17 protein-coding genes and 1 pseudogene are annotated in these 17,189 nt (G+C 71.8%); 13 read left to right on the forward strand and 5 right to left on the reverse strand.

Annotated elements, in window-relative coordinates; all coding sequences use genetic code 11:
* Positions 1–14 precede the first annotated feature (14 nt).
* The 6 genes from NI25_RS36430 (at position 15) to NI25_RS36455 (ending at position 4,708) form a co-directional block, all read left to right on the forward strand.
* Complete coding sequence (locus NI25_RS36430; protein WP_061446564.1) at positions 15–254, forward strand: hypothetical protein; 240 nt, start codon at positions 15–17, stop codon at positions 252–254.
* A 63-nt stretch (positions 255–317) separates the two neighbouring features.
* On the forward strand, positions 318–1,559 hold the full coding sequence (manD, locus tag NI25_RS36435) for a D-mannonate dehydratase ManD (RefSeq protein WP_061446565.1): 1,242 nt from the start codon (positions 318–320) through the stop codon (positions 1,557–1,559).
* Positions 1,560–1,638: 79 nt separating this feature from the next.
* Positions 1,639–2,301 carry a histidine phosphatase family protein gene (locus tag NI25_RS36440; protein WP_061446566.1) on the forward strand — a complete coding sequence of 221 codons (663 nt, stop codon included), beginning with the start codon at positions 1,639–1,641 and terminating at the stop codon, positions 2,299–2,301.
* Positions 2,302–2,424: 123 nt separating this feature from the next.
* Complete coding sequence (locus NI25_RS36445; protein ID WP_061446567.1) at positions 2,425–3,258, forward strand: PIG-L family deacetylase; 834 nt, start codon at positions 2,425–2,427, stop codon at positions 3,256–3,258.
* A 40-nt stretch (positions 3,259–3,298) separates the two neighbouring features.
* Positions 3,299–3,838, forward strand: coding sequence for a GNAT family N-acetyltransferase (locus NI25_RS36450; protein ID WP_061446568.1), 540 nt, complete (start codon positions 3,299–3,301; stop codon positions 3,836–3,838).
* A 66-nt stretch (positions 3,839–3,904) separates the two neighbouring features.
* Entirely contained in the window at positions 3,905–4,708 is an 804-nt protein-coding gene (locus tag NI25_RS36455) for an SAM-dependent methyltransferase (protein ID WP_061446569.1), read from the forward strand.
* Positions 4,709–4,831: 123 nt separating this feature from the next.
* On the opposite strand, the gene NI25_RS36460 is transcribed toward NI25_RS36455, so the two are convergent.
* Complete coding sequence (locus NI25_RS36460) at positions 4,832–6,217, reverse strand: cellulase family glycosylhydrolase (RefSeq protein ID WP_061446570.1); 1,386 nt, start codon at positions 6,215–6,217, stop codon at positions 4,832–4,834.
* Positions 6,218–6,445: 228 nt separating this feature from the next.
* On the opposite strand from NI25_RS36460, the gene NI25_RS36465 reads away from it, so the two are divergent.
* Positions 6,446–6,820: a hypothetical protein gene (locus NI25_RS36465; protein WP_061446571.1), complete on the forward strand. Its 375-nt coding sequence runs from the start codon at positions 6,446–6,448 to the stop codon at positions 6,818–6,820.
* Between the two features lie 43 nt (positions 6,821–6,863).
* On the opposite strand, the gene NI25_RS36470 is transcribed toward NI25_RS36465, so the two are convergent.
* Positions 6,864–7,589, reverse strand: coding sequence for a VOC family protein (locus NI25_RS36470; protein WP_061446572.1), 726 nt, complete (start codon positions 7,587–7,589; stop codon positions 6,864–6,866).
* A gap of 223 nt (positions 7,590–7,812) precedes the next feature.
* On the opposite strand from NI25_RS36470, the gene NI25_RS36475 reads away from it, so the two are divergent.
* Positions 7,813–8,328, forward strand: a complete 516-nt coding sequence (locus tag NI25_RS36475; RefSeq protein ID WP_233520812.1) for a 2'-5' RNA ligase family protein — start codon at positions 7,813–7,815, stop codon at positions 8,326–8,328.
* 222 nt (positions 8,329–8,550) lie between these two features.
* Positions 8,551–10,290: a lysyl oxidase family protein gene (locus NI25_RS36480; RefSeq protein ID WP_061446573.1), complete on the forward strand. Its 1,740-nt coding sequence runs from the start codon at positions 8,551–8,553 to the stop codon at positions 10,288–10,290.
* A gap of 94 nt (positions 10,291–10,384) precedes the next feature.
* Here NI25_RS36480 and NI25_RS36485 read toward each other — a convergent pair whose 3' ends face one another.
* Positions 10,385–11,200: a nucleotidyltransferase domain-containing protein gene (locus NI25_RS36485; protein ID WP_233520813.1), complete on the reverse strand. Its 816-nt coding sequence runs from the start codon at positions 11,198–11,200 to the stop codon at positions 10,385–10,387.
* A 153-nt stretch (positions 11,201–11,353) separates the two neighbouring features.
* Between NI25_RS36485 and NI25_RS36490 the strand changes: the two genes are divergently transcribed.
* Positions 11,354–11,833 (forward strand): potassium channel family protein, encoded by a 480-nt coding sequence (locus tag NI25_RS36490; protein ID WP_078884813.1) that lies wholly within the window; start codon positions 11,354–11,356, stop codon positions 11,831–11,833.
* A gap of 106 nt (positions 11,834–11,939) precedes the next feature.
* On the opposite strand, the gene NI25_RS36495 is transcribed toward NI25_RS36490, so the two are convergent.
* On the reverse strand, positions 11,940–12,647 hold the full coding sequence (locus NI25_RS36495; protein ID WP_061446576.1) for a B3/4 domain-containing protein: 708 nt from the start codon (positions 12,645–12,647) through the stop codon (positions 11,940–11,942).
* A gap of 225 nt (positions 12,648–12,872) precedes the next feature.
* On the opposite strand from NI25_RS36495, the gene NI25_RS36500 reads away from it, so the two are divergent.
* The 3 genes from NI25_RS36500 to NI25_RS36510 all read left to right on the forward strand — a co-directional run bounded on the left by NI25_RS36500 (position 12,873) and on the right by NI25_RS36510 (position 16,729).
* On the forward strand, positions 12,873–13,448 hold the full coding sequence (locus NI25_RS36500) for a helix-turn-helix domain-containing protein (RefSeq protein WP_061446577.1): 576 nt from the start codon (positions 12,873–12,875) through the stop codon (positions 13,446–13,448).
* Between the two features lie 65 nt (positions 13,449–13,513).
* Entirely contained in the window at positions 13,514–14,779 is a 1,266-nt protein-coding gene (locus tag NI25_RS36505) for an MFS transporter (protein ID WP_061446578.1), read from the forward strand.
* Between the two features lie 237 nt (positions 14,780–15,016).
* Positions 15,017–16,729: a TlrC/CarA/OleB/SrmB family ABC-F type ribosomal protection protein gene (locus NI25_RS36510; RefSeq protein ID WP_061446579.1), complete on the forward strand. Its 1,713-nt coding sequence runs from the start codon at positions 15,017–15,019 to the stop codon at positions 16,727–16,729.
* On the opposite strand, the pseudogene NI25_RS36515 reads toward NI25_RS36510, so the two are convergent.
* A pseudogene (locus NI25_RS36515) lies at positions 16,666–17,179 on the reverse strand (carboxylesterase family protein); the annotation flags it as partial. The gene NI25_RS36510 and the pseudogene NI25_RS36515 sit on opposite strands and share 64 nt — an antisense overlap.
* Positions 17,180–17,189: the final 10 nt, after the last annotated feature.

Below are 17,189 nucleotides of genomic sequence, written 5' to 3' on the forward strand. Positions count from 1 at the left end.
GAGCCCATGACCGCATGAACGCCACAGCAGTCGACCTCGAGTTCCGCGGCCGCCGCGTCGTCAGCGACCGGCCCTTGGTGATGCTGACGGCGGGCCCCGCCGGCCGCATTTCCACCGGACCGCCCGGCCGGCCCACCGACCTGCGCCTGGCCTCCGTGATCGCCGAGGAGGACACCCTGCTCCTGCGCTACCTCACACGGCCCGCCGACCGCCCCGGTCAGGAGCAGGCCGTTGACGACGACGGCGACGCGTAAAAGGGTGGACGTGGCCGGCGTCCCGCCGCCACCGCCGCTTCCGAGTCCCGAGGACGGACCCACGTGAAGATCACCGCAGCCGACGTCGTCGTCACCAGCCCGGGCCGCAACTTCGTCACCCTGCGCATCACCACCGAGGACGGCCTCACCGGCCTCGGGGACGCCACCCTCAACGGGCGTGAGCTGGCCGTCGAGGCCTACCTGCGCGAGCACGTGGTCCCCTTGCTGCTCGGCCGGGACGCACACGCCGTCGAGGACACCTGGCAGTACCTCTACCGGGGCGCCTACTGGCGCCGGGGCCCGGTGACCATGGCGGCTATCGCCGCCGTGGACACCGCCCTGTGGGACATCAAGGGCAAGGCGGCGGGCATGCCCGTGTACCAGCTCCTCGGCGGCGCGTGCCGCACCGGCGCGCTGGCCTACGGGCACGCCTCCGGCCGGGACATACCCGAACTGCTCGACTCGGTGCGCGAGCACCTGGCCGACGGGTTCCGCGCCGTCCGGATCCAGAGCGGCATCCCCGGCCTCGACTCCGTGTACGGCGTGGCAGCCTCCGCCGCCGGAGAGGGCGAGCGCTACGACTACGAGCACGCCCGGCGTACGCGCACCACTCACCCGAGGCCCACCGAGGAGACCTGGGACACCCGCGCCTACCTGCGCCACATGCCCACCGTGTTCGAAGCCGTACGGCACACCTTCGGCCCCGAGCTCCCACTGCTGCACGACGGCCACCACCGCATGACGCCCATCCAGGCCGCGCGGCTCGGCAGGGACCTCGAGCCCTACGACCTCTTCTGGCTGGAGGACGCGACACCGGGCGAGGACCAGCGGGCGCTGCGGCTCGTCCGGGAGCACACCACCACCCCACTGGCCATCGGGGAGGTCTTCAACTCGGTCCACGACTACACCACGCTGCTCCAGGACCGGCTGATCGACTACGTCCGCTCGGCGGTGACGCACACCGGCGGCATCACCGCCGTGCGCAAACTGCTCGACATGGCCGCCGTGTACGGCATCAGGTCGGGCATGCACGGTCCGACCGACATCTCACCCGTGGGCATGGCGGCCGCCCTCCACCTCGACCTCGCCGTGCACAACTTCGGCATCCAGGAGTACATGCGCCACGCCCCTCAGACGCTCGAGGTGTTCCGCACGTCCTACCGCTTCGAGAACGGCCTCCTGCACCCCGGCGACGCCCCCGGCCTCGGGGTCGAGCTCGACGACGCGGCCGCGTCCCGCTTCCCCTACGAGCCCGCCTACCTGCCCGTGAACCGTCTGCGCGACGGCACCGTCCACGACTGGTGAGGCCCCGGGAGCCCGCCCGTCCCCCGGGGAGCGTGGCAGAGTGGGGATGTCCCGTCCGTCTCCCGGAAAGCCCCGCCGCATGCGTCTCCTGCTCATCAGGCACGGCCAGACCCCGTCCAACCTCAAGCACCTCCTCGACACCGCGGAGCCCGGCCCCGGTCTGACCTCCCTCGGCCAGGAACAGGCCGCGGCGCTGCCGGACGCGCTGGCGTCGGAGCGGATCGACGCGCTGTACGCCTCGACGCTCGTGCGTACCCAGCTGACCGCCGCGCCCCTGGCCGCCGCGACGGGGCTGGAGGTCCGGGTCCGGGCCGGTGTCCGGGAGCTGGCCGCCGGCGATCTGGAGATGCGCGGCGACGACGAAGCGGCACGCCGCTACATGCACACCGCCTTCGCCTGGTCCGCGGGGGACGTACGGCTCCGTATGCCCGGCGGCGAGAACGGGGTGGAGGCGCTGGGCCGGTTCGACGCCGTCGTCGCCGAGGCCCACGAGGACGGCGCGGAGACGGTGGCCGTCGTCAGCCACGGTGCCGCGATCCGCATGTGGGTGGCGGCGCGGGCGGACAACGTGGACGTCGCCTACGCCGCGCAGCACCCCCTGGCGAACACGGGCATCGTCATCCTCACCGGTTCGCCCGGCCAGGGGTGGCGAGCACTGCTCTGGGAGGGCACCTCACTGGGCCCCCTTCCCCACACCCCGGATCCGGACGACCCCACGGGCTCGGCTCTTTCCACGCCCTAACGCGCACGCTCGGCACCATCGGGAACAGCGGGGCCGGCCCGCGCTGTTGCACAGGCGCATGCCCGCCCCATTCGTTCGAGACGCATGTCTTTCGAGACGTGTGTCCGCAGGAGGAAGACTTTTATGACGGACCGACCCTTGACGCTCATGGCCGTGCACGCCCATCCCGACGACGAGGCCACCGGAACGGGCGGTGTCCTGGCGCGGTACGCGGCGGAAGGCGTCCGCACGGTGCTCGTGACGTGTACCGACGGCGGCTGCGGTGACGGGCCGGGGGGTGTCAAGCCGGGCGATCCGGGACACGATCCGGCGGCCGTCGCCCTGATGCGCCGTCAGGAGCTCCGGGAGAGCTGCGACGTCCTGAAGATCAGTGACCTGGAGATGCTGGACTACGCCGACTCCGGGATGGCGGGCTGGCCCGGCAACGACGCCCCCGGCTCCTTCTGGCGGACACCGGTGGAGGAGGGCGCCGCACGACTGGCGGAACTCATGCGGCACTACCGGCCCGACGTGGTCGTCACCTACGACGAGAACGGCTTCTACGGCCACCCCGACCACATCCAGGCGCACCGCATCACGATGGCGGCACTGGAGATGACGGAGTTGACGCCGAAGGTCTACTGGACGACGGCGCCCCGCTCGATGATGGGACGTTTCGGCGAGATCATGCGCGAGTTCGGAGAGGACGTGCCCGAGCCGGACCCCGACGAGGCCGCCGCGATGGCCGAGATCGGCCTGCCCGACGACGAGATCACCACCTGGGTCGACACCACCGCGTTCAGCGGTCAGAAGTTCGACGCGCTGGCCGCGCACGCCAGCCAGGGCGAGAACATCTTCTTCCTCAGGATGGGCAAGGAGAGGTTCGGCGAACTGATGGGCATGGAGACCTTCGTACGCGTCCGGGACACCACGGGCGCGCCCCTGCCGGAGAACGACCTCTTCGCCGGACTGCGCTGAACCCGGGCCGGCGGGGTTTTGGGGCTGTTAGCCTGCGCGCATGTCAGACCTGGGACCCGTCGCCTGGCCGCCCGAGCCGATCAGGACCGCCAGACTCGTGCTCCGCGGGTCCGAGGCCCGGGACCGCGCGGTGTTCATCGAGCTGCTGGCCTCGCCGGAGGTGCACACCTACCTCGGCGGTCCCCGCGCGCGTGAGGAGCTCGAGCGCGAGATGCCCGGGCTGCCGGGGCGGTGGCTCGGGTGTTTCGTCGTCGAGCTCGACGGGGCGATGATCGGCGAGGTCCTGCTCAGGAGACCGGCCGAGCACCAACGTCCGGCTGCCGTGGGGAAGGTCGATCTCGGCTACCTGTTCCTGCCGCGGGCGTGGGGTTTCGGGTACGCCGGCGAGGCGTGCGCGGCGGCTCTCGACTGGCTCGACCGCGCCCTTCCGGGCGAGCCGGTGGTGCTCACCACACAGACCGCCAACGCCCGCTCGATGCGTCTCGCCGCGAAGCTGGGGTTCACCGAGGCCGAGCGGTTCCGGGCATGGGACGCCGAGCAGTGGCTGGGCCTGCGGTCCCCGGCCGAACCGTCATCCTGAGCCGGATGCGCTGTGAGCGGGCGGCAGTTGGCCCCATCACGCGCGGCTCTGTGTGAAGCTTTGCCCATGAGTGATCCGAGTGAAGAAGTCAGGGCCAGACTGCAGACGGATCGTCCGCACTCCGCCCGTGTCTGGAACTATCTGCTGGGGGGCAAGGACAACTATCCGGTCGACAGCGAGGCCGGTGAGGTCATCCTGACGACGTTCCCCGAGTTCGCGGCCGTCGCGCGGGTGCAACGACGGTTCCTGGCACGCGCGGTGGGCTTCCTGGCGGGCGAGGCCGGTGTCCGCCAGTTCCTCGACATCGGCACGGGACTGCCCACCGCGGACAACACGCACGAGGTGGCCCAGCGCATCGCGCCGGAGAGCCGCATCGTGTACGTGGACAACGACCCACTCGTCCTCACCCACGCCCAGGCACTGCTCACCAGCAGCCCGGAGGGCGCCTGCGCCTACGTCGACGCCGATGTCCGGGACCCCGAACGGATCCTGGCCGAGGCCGCCAAGACCCTCGACCTCAGCCGCCCGGTCGCGCTGACCATGCTGGGGATCATGGGGCAGATCTCCGACGCCGAGCGTCCCGCGGAGCTGGTGAACACCCTGCTGGCGGGGCTGCCCCCGGGCAGCTACCTGGCCCTGAGCGACGGCACCAACGGCAACGAGGCCCTCAACAGGGCGGTCGAGGCCTACAACGGGCAGTCGGCCAACACCTACCATCTGCGGTCCCCGCAGGAGATCGCGGCCTACTTCGCCGGACTGACCCCGGTGGATCCCGGAGTCGTGTCCACGGCCACCTGGCGCCCGGACGCCGACCGGCCCGAGGAGACCACGGCCGACGTGTCCGTGTGCGGGGTCGCGGTCAAGCCCTGAGACGTCCCCGCCACTGGGCGCGGCGCGCGGGCGTGGGCGGCCCTGCCGAGGGGCCTGCTGCGCCGTGAGGCGCAGGCTTTCGACCAGGGAGGGGCTCCGGACGGACCGGAGCCCCACCGCGGGTCAGCTCGTCGGGAAGTTGTCGGCGGTGCTGATCCGGCTCTTCAACAGAGCCCCGGACTCGGTCAGCACGGCGCTGCTGCTGAAGTCGGTACCGTTGCAGGTGCCCGGCTTGAAGGCGGCGCTGCCCTCGTCGGCGTCGGAGAACGTCCAGTTCGCATAGCTGATCTTCAGCTGGTCGAGCAGGTCCAGCCACGCGATGCTGCTCGACCGGTCCACCGCGCCTCCGCCGGTGGCGCTCACCGTGCCGAACTCGGAGACGAACAGGGGCAGTTTCGAGGCCGCTCGGCTCACCGTCGCCCGGTAGTCGTCCTTGTGGCTCGCCGCGTAGAAGTGGAACGCGTACATGATGTTGGTCGCGTTCACCGGGTTGTTGACCACCTCGCTCTCGTTCGAGCCGTCCGAGACTCCCAGCGAGGACCAGCCGCGGGTGCCGACGATCACGACGGCGTCCGGGTCGGCTGCCCGGATGACCGGGATGACCTGCTCGGCGTAGTTCTTGACGGCCGCCCAGCTCACGCCGTTGGGCTCGTTGGCGATCTCGTAGATCACGTTCTTCTTGTCCGCGTTGCGCGCGGCGACGGAGGAGAAGAAGGTCTTGGCCCGGTCGAGGTTGTAGTTCGGGTCGCCCGGCGTGAGCGTGTGGAAGTCGATCAACGCGTACATGCCCCGTGCCTCGGCCATGTCGACCAGGCCGTTCACCCGGCGGGTGAACCCGTCCGGGTCGGTCTCGTAGCCGTCCTCCTGCACGTACATGGCCACGCGGAGCAGGTCCGACTTCCAGTCGTCGGCCAGCGCGTCAAGGGACGCGTCGTCGTAGCACGAGCCGAACCACTGGATGCCGTGCGTGCTCATGCCGCGCAGTTGTACGGGACGGTCGTACTGGTTGCACAGATGCACACCGCAGACGTGCAGCTGCCCGTTGACGTCGGTGGGGGTGCCGGTCGCGGGCGGGTCGGTCGGAGGGTCCGTCGGCGGGTCGGTGACGGACCCGGTGCAGGCCACGCCGTTGAGAGTGAACGACGTGGGCGCCGGGTTGGAACCCGTGAAGGATCCCACGAACCCCAGGTCGGCCGACGCACCGGTGGCGAGGGTGCGGTTCCAGTCGACGCCGGCGGCGGTGACCGTGGAACCCGACTGCGCCCAGGTGGCGTTCCAGCCCTGGACGACCTTCTGGCCGGCGTCCGGCATCGTGAACCCGAGCGTCCAGCCGCTGATGGGATCACCCAGGTTGGTGACCTTCACGCCGGCCTGGAAACCGCCCGACCACTGACTGGTGATCGTGTACTCGGCCGTGCAGCCGGTGGCCGCCTGGGCCGGGGGCCCGGCGAGCGCGGTGAGACCGACGACCGATGCGCCGGTCGCGAGTAGGGCCGAAAGGCGTTTCAACGCGAACCTCCTTCAATGGCGTGTGCATGACAGGCAGGCGACCGTTGGGAGCGCTCCCAAAAGGCCGTCGGCCGGAGACCGTACACCCGTGTGCCGATGTGCAACAGGTGTGGGGCCGCCGAACTGTTCCTCGTCGGCCACCACCGCCGGCCGCCACGGCACGACTCCGGTGTAGGTTCCGTGGGTCAGGGGCGGCGAACAAACCAAGGTCCAGCCGGGGGAAACGCGGTGCACACACTCAGAACGGCGCTACTGCCGACGCTCGCCCTGCTCGTGCTGACGGCCGGGTGCTCCTCCTCCGGCAGCGAGGACGAGCGGCTCCTGACCGCCCGGCAGGAGAAGTACTGCCGACAGCTCGGGGTGTGGCAGAAGGCTCGCGACGCCGCACGGACGGCCGAGGCCGAGCCGTCCGGGTACGACGAGGCCGACGGGCTCGCACGGATCGCCCTCCTGACCGTGCGGCCCCTCCGGGACGAGTCACTCGGAGACGGCCGCACGCTGGGGGAGGCGAGCGCCCAGGCGATGAACAACGGTGATCCGGAGGCGGAGGGACGTCTCGTCGAGTACTGCGCGGACGCCGGCTTCGAAACGCTGACCCGCTGAGTGTCCCCGCGTCGCGGACCGGAGACGGGCGAGGTGCTGCCCCTCAGCCGGCGCGTCGCACCGTGAACTCGTTGCCGTCCGGGTCGAGCATGAACGCCCGGCCGCGGTCCCCCTCACCGGCACCCGCGGCGTGCCTCGCCCCGAGCGAGAGCAGACGGTCGGTCTCCGCCTCGAAGTCGGCGTCGAGGGGCAGCGCGAGTTCGAGCTGGAGCCGGTTGGTGCCGGACTTGGGCGCCACCGGCGGGCCACCCCAGGTGATCTTGGTGCCGCCGGCCGGGGACTGGATCGCGGTCTCCTGGTCCTGGTCCCAGACCAGCGGCCACCGCAGCGCCTCACTCCAGAAGTAGCCGACCTCCTGAGTGCCGTCACAGGCCAGCGCTCCGACGGTGCCGGTGCCCGCCAGGAAGTTGTTGCCCGCCGCGACCACGCAGAACTCGTTGCCGTCCGGATCGGCGAGCACCACATGCCCCTCTTCCGGGAGTTGGCCCACGTCGATGTGTGTGCCGCCCAGTCGCAGCGCCCTGGCCACCGTTCGCCGCTGGTCTTCGGGGGACGTGCTCGTGAGGTCGAAGTGCGCCCGGTTCTGGCCGGTCTTGGGCGTTCCGTTCGGCAGGAACCGGATGCGGAACCCGATGCCGTCAGGAGGAAGAATCGCGAGGCCGTCGTCCGCACCGGTGGCCGGCTCCCAGCCCAGGACGCCGGACCAGAAGCGCGCCAGGCCCGCGGGCAGGGAGGTGTTGAAGCAGATCGCGAACAGTTGACTGGTCATACGCCGCTCAACCTCGATCCATCACGTCTTCCATGACGTTCGTACCCGGAACTCCGGCCCGCGAGAGGCCCCTGCGGCGACATGCCCGCCCCATGCGCGCAGCCTAGAGGCGGCCGCCTCGCACCCGCATCCGAGTTTCCCGCCCCCGGCACGGATCGGTGTTCCGTCCGGAAGCCGTAGGGTCGGACCGACCAGTCGACGACCAGGCGAGGAGGGGCACCCGGTGGCCCGGACGGGGACGACGGCGGTGCTGGCGCTGGTGCCGGACGCCGAGCCGCTGTTGCGGTCGGCCGCGGAGGTGGACGGGGCGGCGGTCCGGCCGGGCGTGCCGGCACACGCCGCGCTGCTCTACCCCTGGTTGCCCGCCGGTGAGGTGGGGGAGCCGGAGCTGCACCGGTTGCGGGCCGCCCTGCCGGCCGGCCCGATCCCCGTCAGTCTGGCCGCGGTCGAGCGAACCGGCGGCTTCGTAGGTGTCCCGGTGCCCGGACTGAGCCAGGTGGCCGACGCCGTGCGCACGGCGTTTCCGGCCCAGGTGCCCTACGGCGGCCGGTTCGGCCCTCGCCCGCCGGTGCACGTCACCGTGGCCCTCGACGCGGCCCCGCGGACCGCCGCCGTCATCGCCCGCCGCACCGCCGCCGCGCTGCCGATCACCACGGTGATCAGCGCCTTGCACGTGGTCGGCCTCACGCCCGCCGGGTGGCAGGGTCTCGCCGAACTGCCGCTCGGGCACCAGCGGTAGCGGGTACGCACCGGCGGACAACCGCCGGGCGACCGCGACCGGAGCGCCGGACTTCACGCTGATCTCGTCCACAGCACTGCGATCCGGCCAACCTCCCGCGGTTTCCACCCTCTGGACAACCGGGCAGCCGACCCGTCCCTCTCACAGCGCGAGCACAGCAACAACGTGCCCGCCTGCTTCCTTCCCACAGCACCCCCCAAGCATCAGAAGGACGAGGGATCGATGACCAGAACGCGCACCACCCGGCTGCGACGTCCACTGCTCGCAGGTACCACGGCCGTCGCCGCGATGGCCGTGACCGCCTCACTCGTGGCCGCCACCGCGGAGCCGGCGAAGGCGGCGACGGGGCCGGAACTGAGCCTCATCGCCGCCACCGGCTCACTCACGCTCACCTCCTGGAAGGAGGACCCGGGCGTCTACCTCGACCTCGGCACCTACCTCACCGCGGACGGCAGGCCGCTGGAGCTGAAGGTGACCCGGAAGTCCTACAAGGACCCGGTGACCATCACCCAGACCGTGTACGAGGGCGGAAAGGCCAAGCCCAGGACACTGCCCAAGGGCACGGTGAAGGACTTCTCCGGACTGCCCGGCTTCGCTGAGATCACCGTCACCGACAAGGCGGGCAAGAAGGTCCTCACCAGGACCGAGGACTTCTGCCCGAACAACGCCAGCGGCCGGGTACGCCCCGACGCGCCCGCCACCTCCAAGTATCCGGAGAGCTGCCCCACCAACCCGTTCACCCTCGGCTCGGTGTGGGGCGTCGAGAAGGGCTGGGCGGCAAACACCTACGCGGGTTCCTACACCGAGCCCGTCGCACTGGCGGCCGGGACCTACACCGCCAAGGTCGCCGTCGCCAAGAAGTACCGCGACCTGTTCGGCATCGCGAACAAGCCGGCCACCGTCAAGGTGACCGTGGTGGAATGGAGTTACGAGGACGACCAGGGCGCCGCCGGGGCGGCCGCGTCCCGGTCCGCGACGGCGAACGAGCACGCCGGTCACCCGGCCGCGCACGCGGACCACGGGCCGGGGCACGCCCCGGCACCCGCCCAGGCCGCCGCGCCGGTCACGAGCGGGGCGGGTCCCTCCTACAACGTGGGCCACGGACCGCTCAGGGCGGCGCCGCCCGCCCTGCCGTGGGCGCTGAAGAAGAAGCAGACCGCACGCTCCCTGCCGGTCGGTGACAAGGGCGGCCAGACCGACGGCTCCCGCAAGGCCCTGGCGCTCCAGCCGCTGGCCAAGCGCCCCACCGGCAAGGCCTCCGTCCCGGACGTCCCCAAGCCCGACCTGCGTTCGCTGCCGGCCTACGGCATCGTCGTCACCGACGGGGAGGAGGACATCCCCGGGAAGGACTACCTGGCCTTCAGCGCCAACGTGTGGAACGCCGGTCCGGCGCAACTGGTGGTCGACGGCTTCCGGTCGCCCGGCAAGGCCAAGATGGACGCGTACCAGTACTTCTACGACGCCAAGGGCAAGCAGGTCGGCTACACCCCGACCGGCACCATGGAGTGGGACCCGCGTCCGGGGCACGTGCACTGGCACTTCACCGACTTCGCCAGCTACCGGCTGCTGAAGGCGGACAAGAAGGAGGCCGTGCGCAGCGGCAAGGAGGCCTTCTGCCTGGCCAACACCGACGCGATCGACTACACGGTCAAGAACGCCAACTGGCACCCGTACAACACCGATCTGTCCACCGCGTGCGGTGAGGAGAACTCCATCTCCGTCCGCGAGGTGCTCGACGTCGGCTCCGGCGACACGTACTCCCAGGACCTGCCGGGCCAGTCCTTCGACATCACGGACGTCCCCAACGGCACGTACTACATCCAGGTTCTGGCCAACCCGGAGAAGCGGCTCAAGGAGACCAACCTCGACAACAACAGCGCGCTGCGGAAGATCGTGCTAGGCGGCAAGCCGGACGCCCGGACGGTGACCGTCCCGGCCCACGACCTGGTGAACGCGAACTGACGCGATCCCCGGGGACGCCGGCGTCCCGGGCCTGAACGCCGACGGCCACCGGCGGGTGGCCGTCGGCCACGGCGCAGCCCCGACCGTGCCGTGGTCACCCGGCCACCTCACCGCACACCTCGGCGACCAGCCCGTCGGCGTCGTCCAGCGCGGCACCGAGCGCGTCCGGCGCCGTACCGAGCGCGGAGAACAACGCGTGCGCCCGCCCGGCGAAGTCCGCAGGGGCACCGTCGAGCTCCGCCGCGGCCCGCACCGCGCCCTTCTCGTTGAGCACCCAGCACCTGGCATGGGCGTGGAGCGCGTGCACGAGGAGTCCGACCGCACGGAAGAGGCAGCCGGCGACGTAGAACGTGTCACCGCGCGCGGCCCCCTTGCGGGCGCCGGCCAGGATGAACGGAGCCTCCCACCGGGCGTTGTGGATGAGCGCTTCGCGCAGCGGCTCCGGATAGACGCGCATCTGCTCCCGCAGGGTTCGCAGCTCGCCGCTGGGATCGGCGAGAACGCGTCCCAGGGCCACCTCACCGGCGTAGGCGTGGGAGTACACCCCCAGAGGATGGCCCGGCTGGGCGCCCACCTCGAACCGCCCGGCCCGGCACTGCCGCCAGACGCGATGTACGCGATCCATGTCGCGGTAGATCCAGTCGACGCGATGGCCGTCGATGGTCAGCCAGCCACCCCCGTCGACCCAAGGTCCCCAGCCGCCCGGCTCGGTGACCTCCACCGTCCCGCCGGTCAGCTCGGCCGCCAGCAGACGCAGAGCCGCGGTGTCCAGCGGCGGCCGGTAGTACAGGCCCAGGTCGTAGTCGGAGTCGGGGCCGTGCGTCCCCGTCGCCCGGCTGCCTCCCAGACACACCGCGACGACGCCCCCGACGCCGACCAGTCGATTCGCGATCTCCATCAAGCGGTCCACGCGCCACAGTCTGTTGAGGACGGTCGCCGGACGCGACCGATTTACCGCCGTCCGCGTCCAGGGCCCGACCGCACGAACCACTGCCACGGAGGGTGAACCGGTTCGACGCGCACCGGCGCGTTGCCGCACCGTCGTCCCGGCCGGTGGCGGAGCATGTCACCCATGCTGTCCGGTCTCCTGGCCAGATTGGTCAAACTGCTGCTCGGGCGCCACGGCAGTGCGCTCCACTGGAGGGCCGCGTGCGCCGCGACGGTCGTCCTGGTGTTGGTACTTCTCGCGGGTTCGTACGGTGCCGTCCTCGCCGAGCGAGGCGCGCCGGGTGCGCAGCTGACCACGTATCCGAGGGCGCTGTGGTGGTCCGTGGAGACCGCGACGACCGTCGGCTACGGCGATCTGTATCCCGTGACCCTGGGGGGACGGCTCGTGGCCGTGGTGGTGATGGTCGCCGGGATCACGGCCTTCGGTCTCGTCACCGCCGCGCTGGCCACCTGGTTCGTCGGAAGGGAACAGGAGCGCCGGGGCCACTTGGTGCGCCACACCGAGCGGGCCGCCGAGGAGGTGTACACGCAGGCGACCCAGGCGCTGCACGAGCGTTTCGACCGGCTGGAGCGGATGCTCGACGACCGCCGATGAGTTTGCGCGAGCTGAAGGCGTGGGCGGCACCGTCGTCGGCGTCTGCCGGCCGAACGGCGAGCCCGGCTGCGACGGCTACCAGCCCGAGGTGGCCGCACGGCGTGGTTCACAGCGTCGCCCGAGGCTGCCCCGGGGTGAGGCAGTGCACCCGGGTCCGGTCGGCGTGCGGGATCAGCAGGTCCCGCAGTTCCCCGGCGGCGGTCTCGACGAGGGGTCCGTCGGTGGCGGCGCGGAGGGTTTCGAGGACGAAGGCGACGTGCGTGGAGCCTTCGGTGACGCGGGTGCGGTGTGCGTCGCGGTGGTTCCAGTGCCGGGTGAGCACGCCCGTGGAGTCGGTGTAGACGATCTCTCCGGCCTTGGGACTCTCGACGGTGTCGGGTTCGCCGAGCGGCGTGAAGGTCTCGCTGCCGTCCGCGTGGCGGATGTCGACGGTGCCGGTGACGTGGTCGAGGTCGAACGCGCCGGCGGGGAGGCCGTGGCGGACGGAGACGGAGTTGTAGGAGTCGACGGCCGGGTTGATACGGGGCAGGGTGCCCTTCTTCGCGAGGCGGCGGCCGAGGGCGTCGACGCTGGGGCGGATGCGGCGGGGATTGGTGCCGAAGGCCCGGTAGGCGGTGTGCCATGCCTCGATGCGGGGGTCGTTCTCGTCGGCGGGAGCCCAGGCGCCGTCGGCGAACCGCTGCTCCAGATCTTCCAGCGCGCTGCTGGTGGCGGGCCAGGGTTCGCGGCCGCGCAGGCCGGTCGCGGTGACGACGGCGACGAGGGTGCCGGGGAAGGCTTCGGCGACGGCGGGGCTGAGCCGGAAGGTGCTCATCGGCGCTGCTCGGCGGGCTTGTGATCGTCGTACTCGAACATCGGGGGGTCCTTCCGGGCGCGGGAGTCGGGTGCAGGACGGCGGCGGGGGAGCGACCGCACGAGGCGCATGCGCATCCCCTACCATCAGCAGAACGACTGCACCGTACAACGGACCGACCGTCGCGGGTCAACCGAACGACTGCACGGTCCAGTGTGCCGACCGATTCCTTGAGGGGCGACAGTTATGGCCGAGACCGAGGCGGCGCTGCGGACGCTCGCCCACAACGTCCGCACGGCCCGCACCCGCGCCGGACTGTCCCTGGACGAACTCGGCCGGCGTGCCAAGGTCAGCAAAGGGTCACTGGTCGCGCTGGAGAAGGCGCAGGGCAACCCGAACTTCGCCACCCTGGTGCGGCTGGCCGACACCCTCGGTGTCTCGGTGTCCGCCCTGATGGAAGGGGCGGCGCGGGAGCGCGTCCGGGTCGTGTCCGGCGACACCGTGATGCCGCTGTGGGCGGGACCGCGGGGCAGCGAGGCCAGGCTGATGCTGACGACCTCGGGACCGGCCCCGGTCGAGGTGTGGCGCTGGAAACTCCAGCCCGGGGAGGAATACCCCAGCCACCCCCACCAAGCCGGGGTGGTCGAGACGGTCAGCGTCACCGACGGACGCATGGTCCTGGTCGTCGACGGTGTCGAGTACTCCGTCGAAGCCGGGCAGACCGCCACCTTCGACGGCGACGTCGGCCACGCCTACCGGGGCGCCGGCGAGGAGACCTGCCACGTGATCATGACCGTCCAGTTGCCGCCCGGACCGGGCTGACGGCCTCGTCCCGTTCGCCGCGCCGGTCTCTCAACAGCCTCGAAGATCAAGGACAGCCGAGATCCATGTCTGAACGAGCGACGCAATCCGTCCTGCGGTCCCCGGGAATACCCCACCTGCTGACCGTGATGCTCTTCTGCTTCGCCGGATTCGCCCTCCTGCTCCCCGTCTCACCGGCATGGGCCGTCGGCGGAGTCGCCGACGAGTTCGGGGCCGGACTCGTCACGGCCGTCCTCATGGCAGCCACCGTCCTGGCCCAGATGTGCGTCCGAACGGCACTGCGCACCCTCGGGTGGACCCGCACGCTCGCCCTCGGCGCCTGCCTGCTCGGCGTGCCCGCCCTTCTGCAGAGCCTCAGCGACCACCTGCTGCCCATCCTGTTGACGACCGCCCTGCGCGGTGCCGGCTTCGGCATCGTCACCGTCTGCGGCTCCACCGCCGCGGCCGCCCTGGCCCCGCGCGGACGCCAGGGGGCGGCCATCGGCCTCTACGGACTCGCCGTCGCGCTGCCCCAGGTGGTGCTGACCCCGGCGGCACCCTGGCTGACGGCGACGTTCGCCCTCCCCGTGATCATCGCCTGTGGGGTGCTCCCGGTCCTCGCGCTGCCGTGGACCCGCGCCCTCGGCCGTGCCGTCGAATCCCGGACGAAGGAGCCGGTCACACGGGGCAGCCGTGTGGAACGTCCCGCCCGCGTGGCCACGGTGCTCCGGCGTATCCTGCTTCCGCTCGCCGTCCTGCTCGTGGTCACCGCGGCCGGCGGAGCGGTCCTCACCTTCGCCCCGCAGTTCACGAACACTCCCTCGCTCGCCGCCGCGGGGCTGCTCGCCCTCACCGCCACCGCCGCGGTGGCCCGCTGGGGCTGCGGAGAACTCGCCGACAGGATCGCCCTGCGGCCGATCATCGCCGTCCTGGTCTCGACCGCCTGCGCGGGACTGGCGGTGACCGCCCTGGCCGTCGGCGCGGACGGCGCGGCCGTCCTCCCCCTGCTCACCGGGCTGCTCCTGCTGGGAGCGGCGTACGGGGGGCTCCAGAGCCTCACGCTGGTACAGGCCTTCGACCTCGCGGGCGCGGAGAACCGCCACACGACGTCGGTCGCGTGGAACATCGGCTACGACGCCGGCACCGGGCTCGGTTCCCTCGTGCTGGGCCTGGCGGCGCAGGCCGCCACCTTCTCCGCGGGCTTCGCCCTCATGTCCGCGGTGATGGCAGCCGCGGTCCTCGCGGTCGCCCTCACCCCGACGCACCTCTCCGGTTCTCCGGCAACCGGCCGTCCCGGTAAGCAGGCGGGAGGGCATCGCCCGTCCACCACTCGGCTGCGGAAACGGCCGTAGCGACACGAACGCCCAGGGGCGGGCACCCGAGCGCCCGCGCCCCGGACGGCAGACAAGGCGAGACGTATCGTCTTGTCAATGTCGTCGTCCTGGCGTACCGTCCTCCCCATGGGTTCCCTGTGAGATCACCGGCGCCGACGGCGTAGAGCACCGCTCCGCCGTCGCAGCGCCTCGCCGTGCAGCCATCCACCCCGATCCGGCCGGGCCACCACAGGCGCGGCCAGGAGGGACCCGACCTTGCACACCTCACAACTCGCCCTCAGCCACGTCACCAAGCGCTACCCGGGCCGCACCGTTCTGGACCAGGTCTCCTTCTCCCTGAAACCGGGTGAGAAGGCCGGACTGATCGGTGACAACGGCGCCGGCAAATCCACCCTCCTCAGGATCCTCGCAGGCCGGGAGCGCCCCGACAGCGGTGAGGCGACGGTGACCGCCGCCGGCGGGATCGGCTACCTGCCGCAGACCCTCCCGCTGCCCCCGACGGCCACCGTCCAGGACGCCGTGGACCTGGCCCTCGCGGACCTGCGGGCTCTGGAGGCCGAACTGCGCCGGGCCGAGCACACGCTCGGCGAGGGCGAAGACCCGGCGGCCCTCGCGGCGTACGCCGTGCTCCTCGCGCGCTACGAGGCCCGAGGCGGCTACGACGCCGACTGCCGCGTGGACATCGCGCTGCACCACCTCGGCCTTCCGGGGCTCCGCCGTGAACGCCGGCTCGGCACCCTCTCCGGAGGCGAACGCTCCCGTCTGGCGCTGGCCGGCGTCCTCGCCGGCCGCCCGGAGACCCTGCTCCTGGACGAGCCGACCAACGATCTGGACGACCACGCCGTGGAATGGCTGGAGGGGCAACTGCGGGCGCACCCCGGCACGGTGCTCGCGGTCACCCACGACCGTGTCTTCCTGGAGCGCCTGACCACCACGGTGCTGGAGGCCGAGGCGGGGAACGTCACGCGCTACGGCGACGGGTACTCGGGCTACCGTACGGCGAAGGCGGCGGAGCGCCGCCGACGGCTTCAGGAGTACGAGGAGTGGCGGTCCGAGCTGGCCCGCAACGAGCACCTGGCCGCCGGCCACGCCGCCCGCCTCGACGCCATCCCGCGCAAGGTGTCCCTGGCCAACTTCGGCCACGGCGGCTTCCGGGCCCGTGGCCGCGCACACGGAGCGATGTCCCGCATCCGCAACGCGCGCGAACGGGTCGAGCGACTGACCGAGAACCCGGTGGCGCCGCCGCCGGATCCGCTCGTCTTCACGGCGCGCGTGCGGACGGCGGAAGGCGTCGCGGCGGCCCCCGGGACCGCTGCGGCGGAGCTGCCCGCCGTACGGCTGTCGGGCGTACGCGTGGGTGACCGCCTGTGCGTGAACTCCCTCGCCCTCGGCCGCCGGGGCCGCCTTCTCGTCACCGGCCCCAACGGCGCCGGCAAGACGACGCTGCTGAAGCTCCTCGCCGGTGAAGTACGGCCGGACGAGGGCTCGGTGCGGGTGCCGGGCCGGGTGGGTCATCTGCGCCAGGAGGAGACGCCGTGGCCGCCGGACCTGAGGGTGGTCGAGGCGTTCGCAAGGGGCCGGGCGGGTGGTGCCGACGAGCACGGCGCTGCCCTGCTCGCCCTGGGTCTGTTCCGCCCGGCGGAACTGCGCCTGCGCATGGGCGAGTTGTCGTACGGCCAGCGCCGCCGAGTGGATCTGGCGCGGCTGGTTTCGGAGCCCGCCGATCTCCTGCTGCTCGACGAACCGACGAACCACCTGTCACCGGCCCTGGTGGAGGAACTCGAGGAGGCGTTGACCGAGTTCCCGGGCGCGATCGTGCTGGTCACGCACGATCGCGCGCTGCGGGCCCGGTTCCGGGGCGAGCATATGGAACTGCCGGAGACCGCGGCTCGCTCCCGGAGGCCTCACGGACGCGGGAGCGGGAATTCGGCCTTGGCCCAAAGAGCCCGGAGATCGGCCGTGGGCTGATCACGGGGGTCCGCGTGGCCGCCGGTCGTCCACGTCCTGACCTCGGTGGCGGAGTCGCGGACGGGTGACCGGCCCGGGCTGCCGGTGGCCGCGAAGTCCGCCCAGGCGCGCACCATACGGCGGGCCGGCGTCCGGTCCGCCGGGGTGGGTGCGCCGCCGACGAGGAAGGACAGGCTCGTCGTCCAGGTTGCCGAAGGCGAACGGAACGTCCGCACAGTGCCAGGCGCGCACGGCTCCTCGCGCGTCGGCGCGCCGCCGGTCGAAACGGGACAGGAAGGTCCGGCCGCCGGCCCGGGCGTGGAGTTCGGCGAGCCGGTTGCCGTACTCACCGAAGATCAGGTCGGCGTAGACGGCGAGGTAGACGTCGAGCACCGGGGCATGGGGCATCGCGGCGCGGTAGCCGGCTGTCAGGCCGTCGGGCAGCCCGAAGGGCCACGCCGACGCCGCAAGAGGCTCCCGG

Origin of the sequence: Streptomyces sp. CCM_MD2014 (genome assembly GCF_000772045.1) — a bacterium.
Taxonomy (GTDB): domain Bacteria; phylum Actinomycetota; class Actinomycetes; order Streptomycetales; family Streptomycetaceae; genus Streptomyces; species Streptomyces salinarius.

Excerpts from the sequence above, each read along its gene's own strand:
- NI25_RS36430 (WP_061446564.1), top strand. The coding sequence starts at position 15 with ATGAACGCCACAGCAGTCGACCTCGAGTTCCGCGGCCGCCGCGTCGTC.
- NI25_RS36440 (WP_061446566.1), top strand. The coding sequence starts at position 1,639 with ATGCGTCTCCTGCTCATCAGGCACGGCCAGACCCCGTCCAACCTCAAG.
- NI25_RS36445 (WP_061446567.1), top strand. The coding sequence starts at position 2,425 with ATGACGGACCGACCCTTGACGCTCATGGCCGTGCACGCCCATCCCGAC.
- NI25_RS36450 (WP_061446568.1), top strand. The coding sequence starts at position 3,299 with ATGTCAGACCTGGGACCCGTCGCCTGGCCGCCCGAGCCGATCAGGACC.
- NI25_RS36455 (WP_061446569.1), top strand. The coding sequence starts at position 3,905 with ATGAGTGATCCGAGTGAAGAAGTCAGGGCCAGACTGCAGACGGATCGT.
- NI25_RS36470 (WP_061446572.1), bottom strand. The coding sequence starts at position 7,589 with ATGACCAGTCAACTGTTCGCGATCTGCTTCAACACCTCCCTGCCCGCG.
- NI25_RS36480 (WP_061446573.1), top strand. The coding sequence starts at position 8,551 with ATGACCAGAACGCGCACCACCCGGCTGCGACGTCCACTGCTCGCAGGT.
- NI25_RS36490 (WP_078884813.1), top strand. The coding sequence starts at position 11,354 with ATGTCACCCATGCTGTCCGGTCTCCTGGCCAGATTGGTCAAACTGCTG.
- NI25_RS36495 (WP_061446576.1), bottom strand. The coding sequence starts at position 12,647 with ATGAGCACCTTCCGGCTCAGCCCCGCCGTCGCCGAAGCCTTCCCCGGC.
- NI25_RS36500 (WP_061446577.1), top strand. The coding sequence starts at position 12,873 with ATGGCCGAGACCGAGGCGGCGCTGCGGACGCTCGCCCACAACGTCCGC.
- NI25_RS36505 (WP_061446578.1), top strand. The coding sequence starts at position 13,514 with ATGTCTGAACGAGCGACGCAATCCGTCCTGCGGTCCCCGGGAATACCC.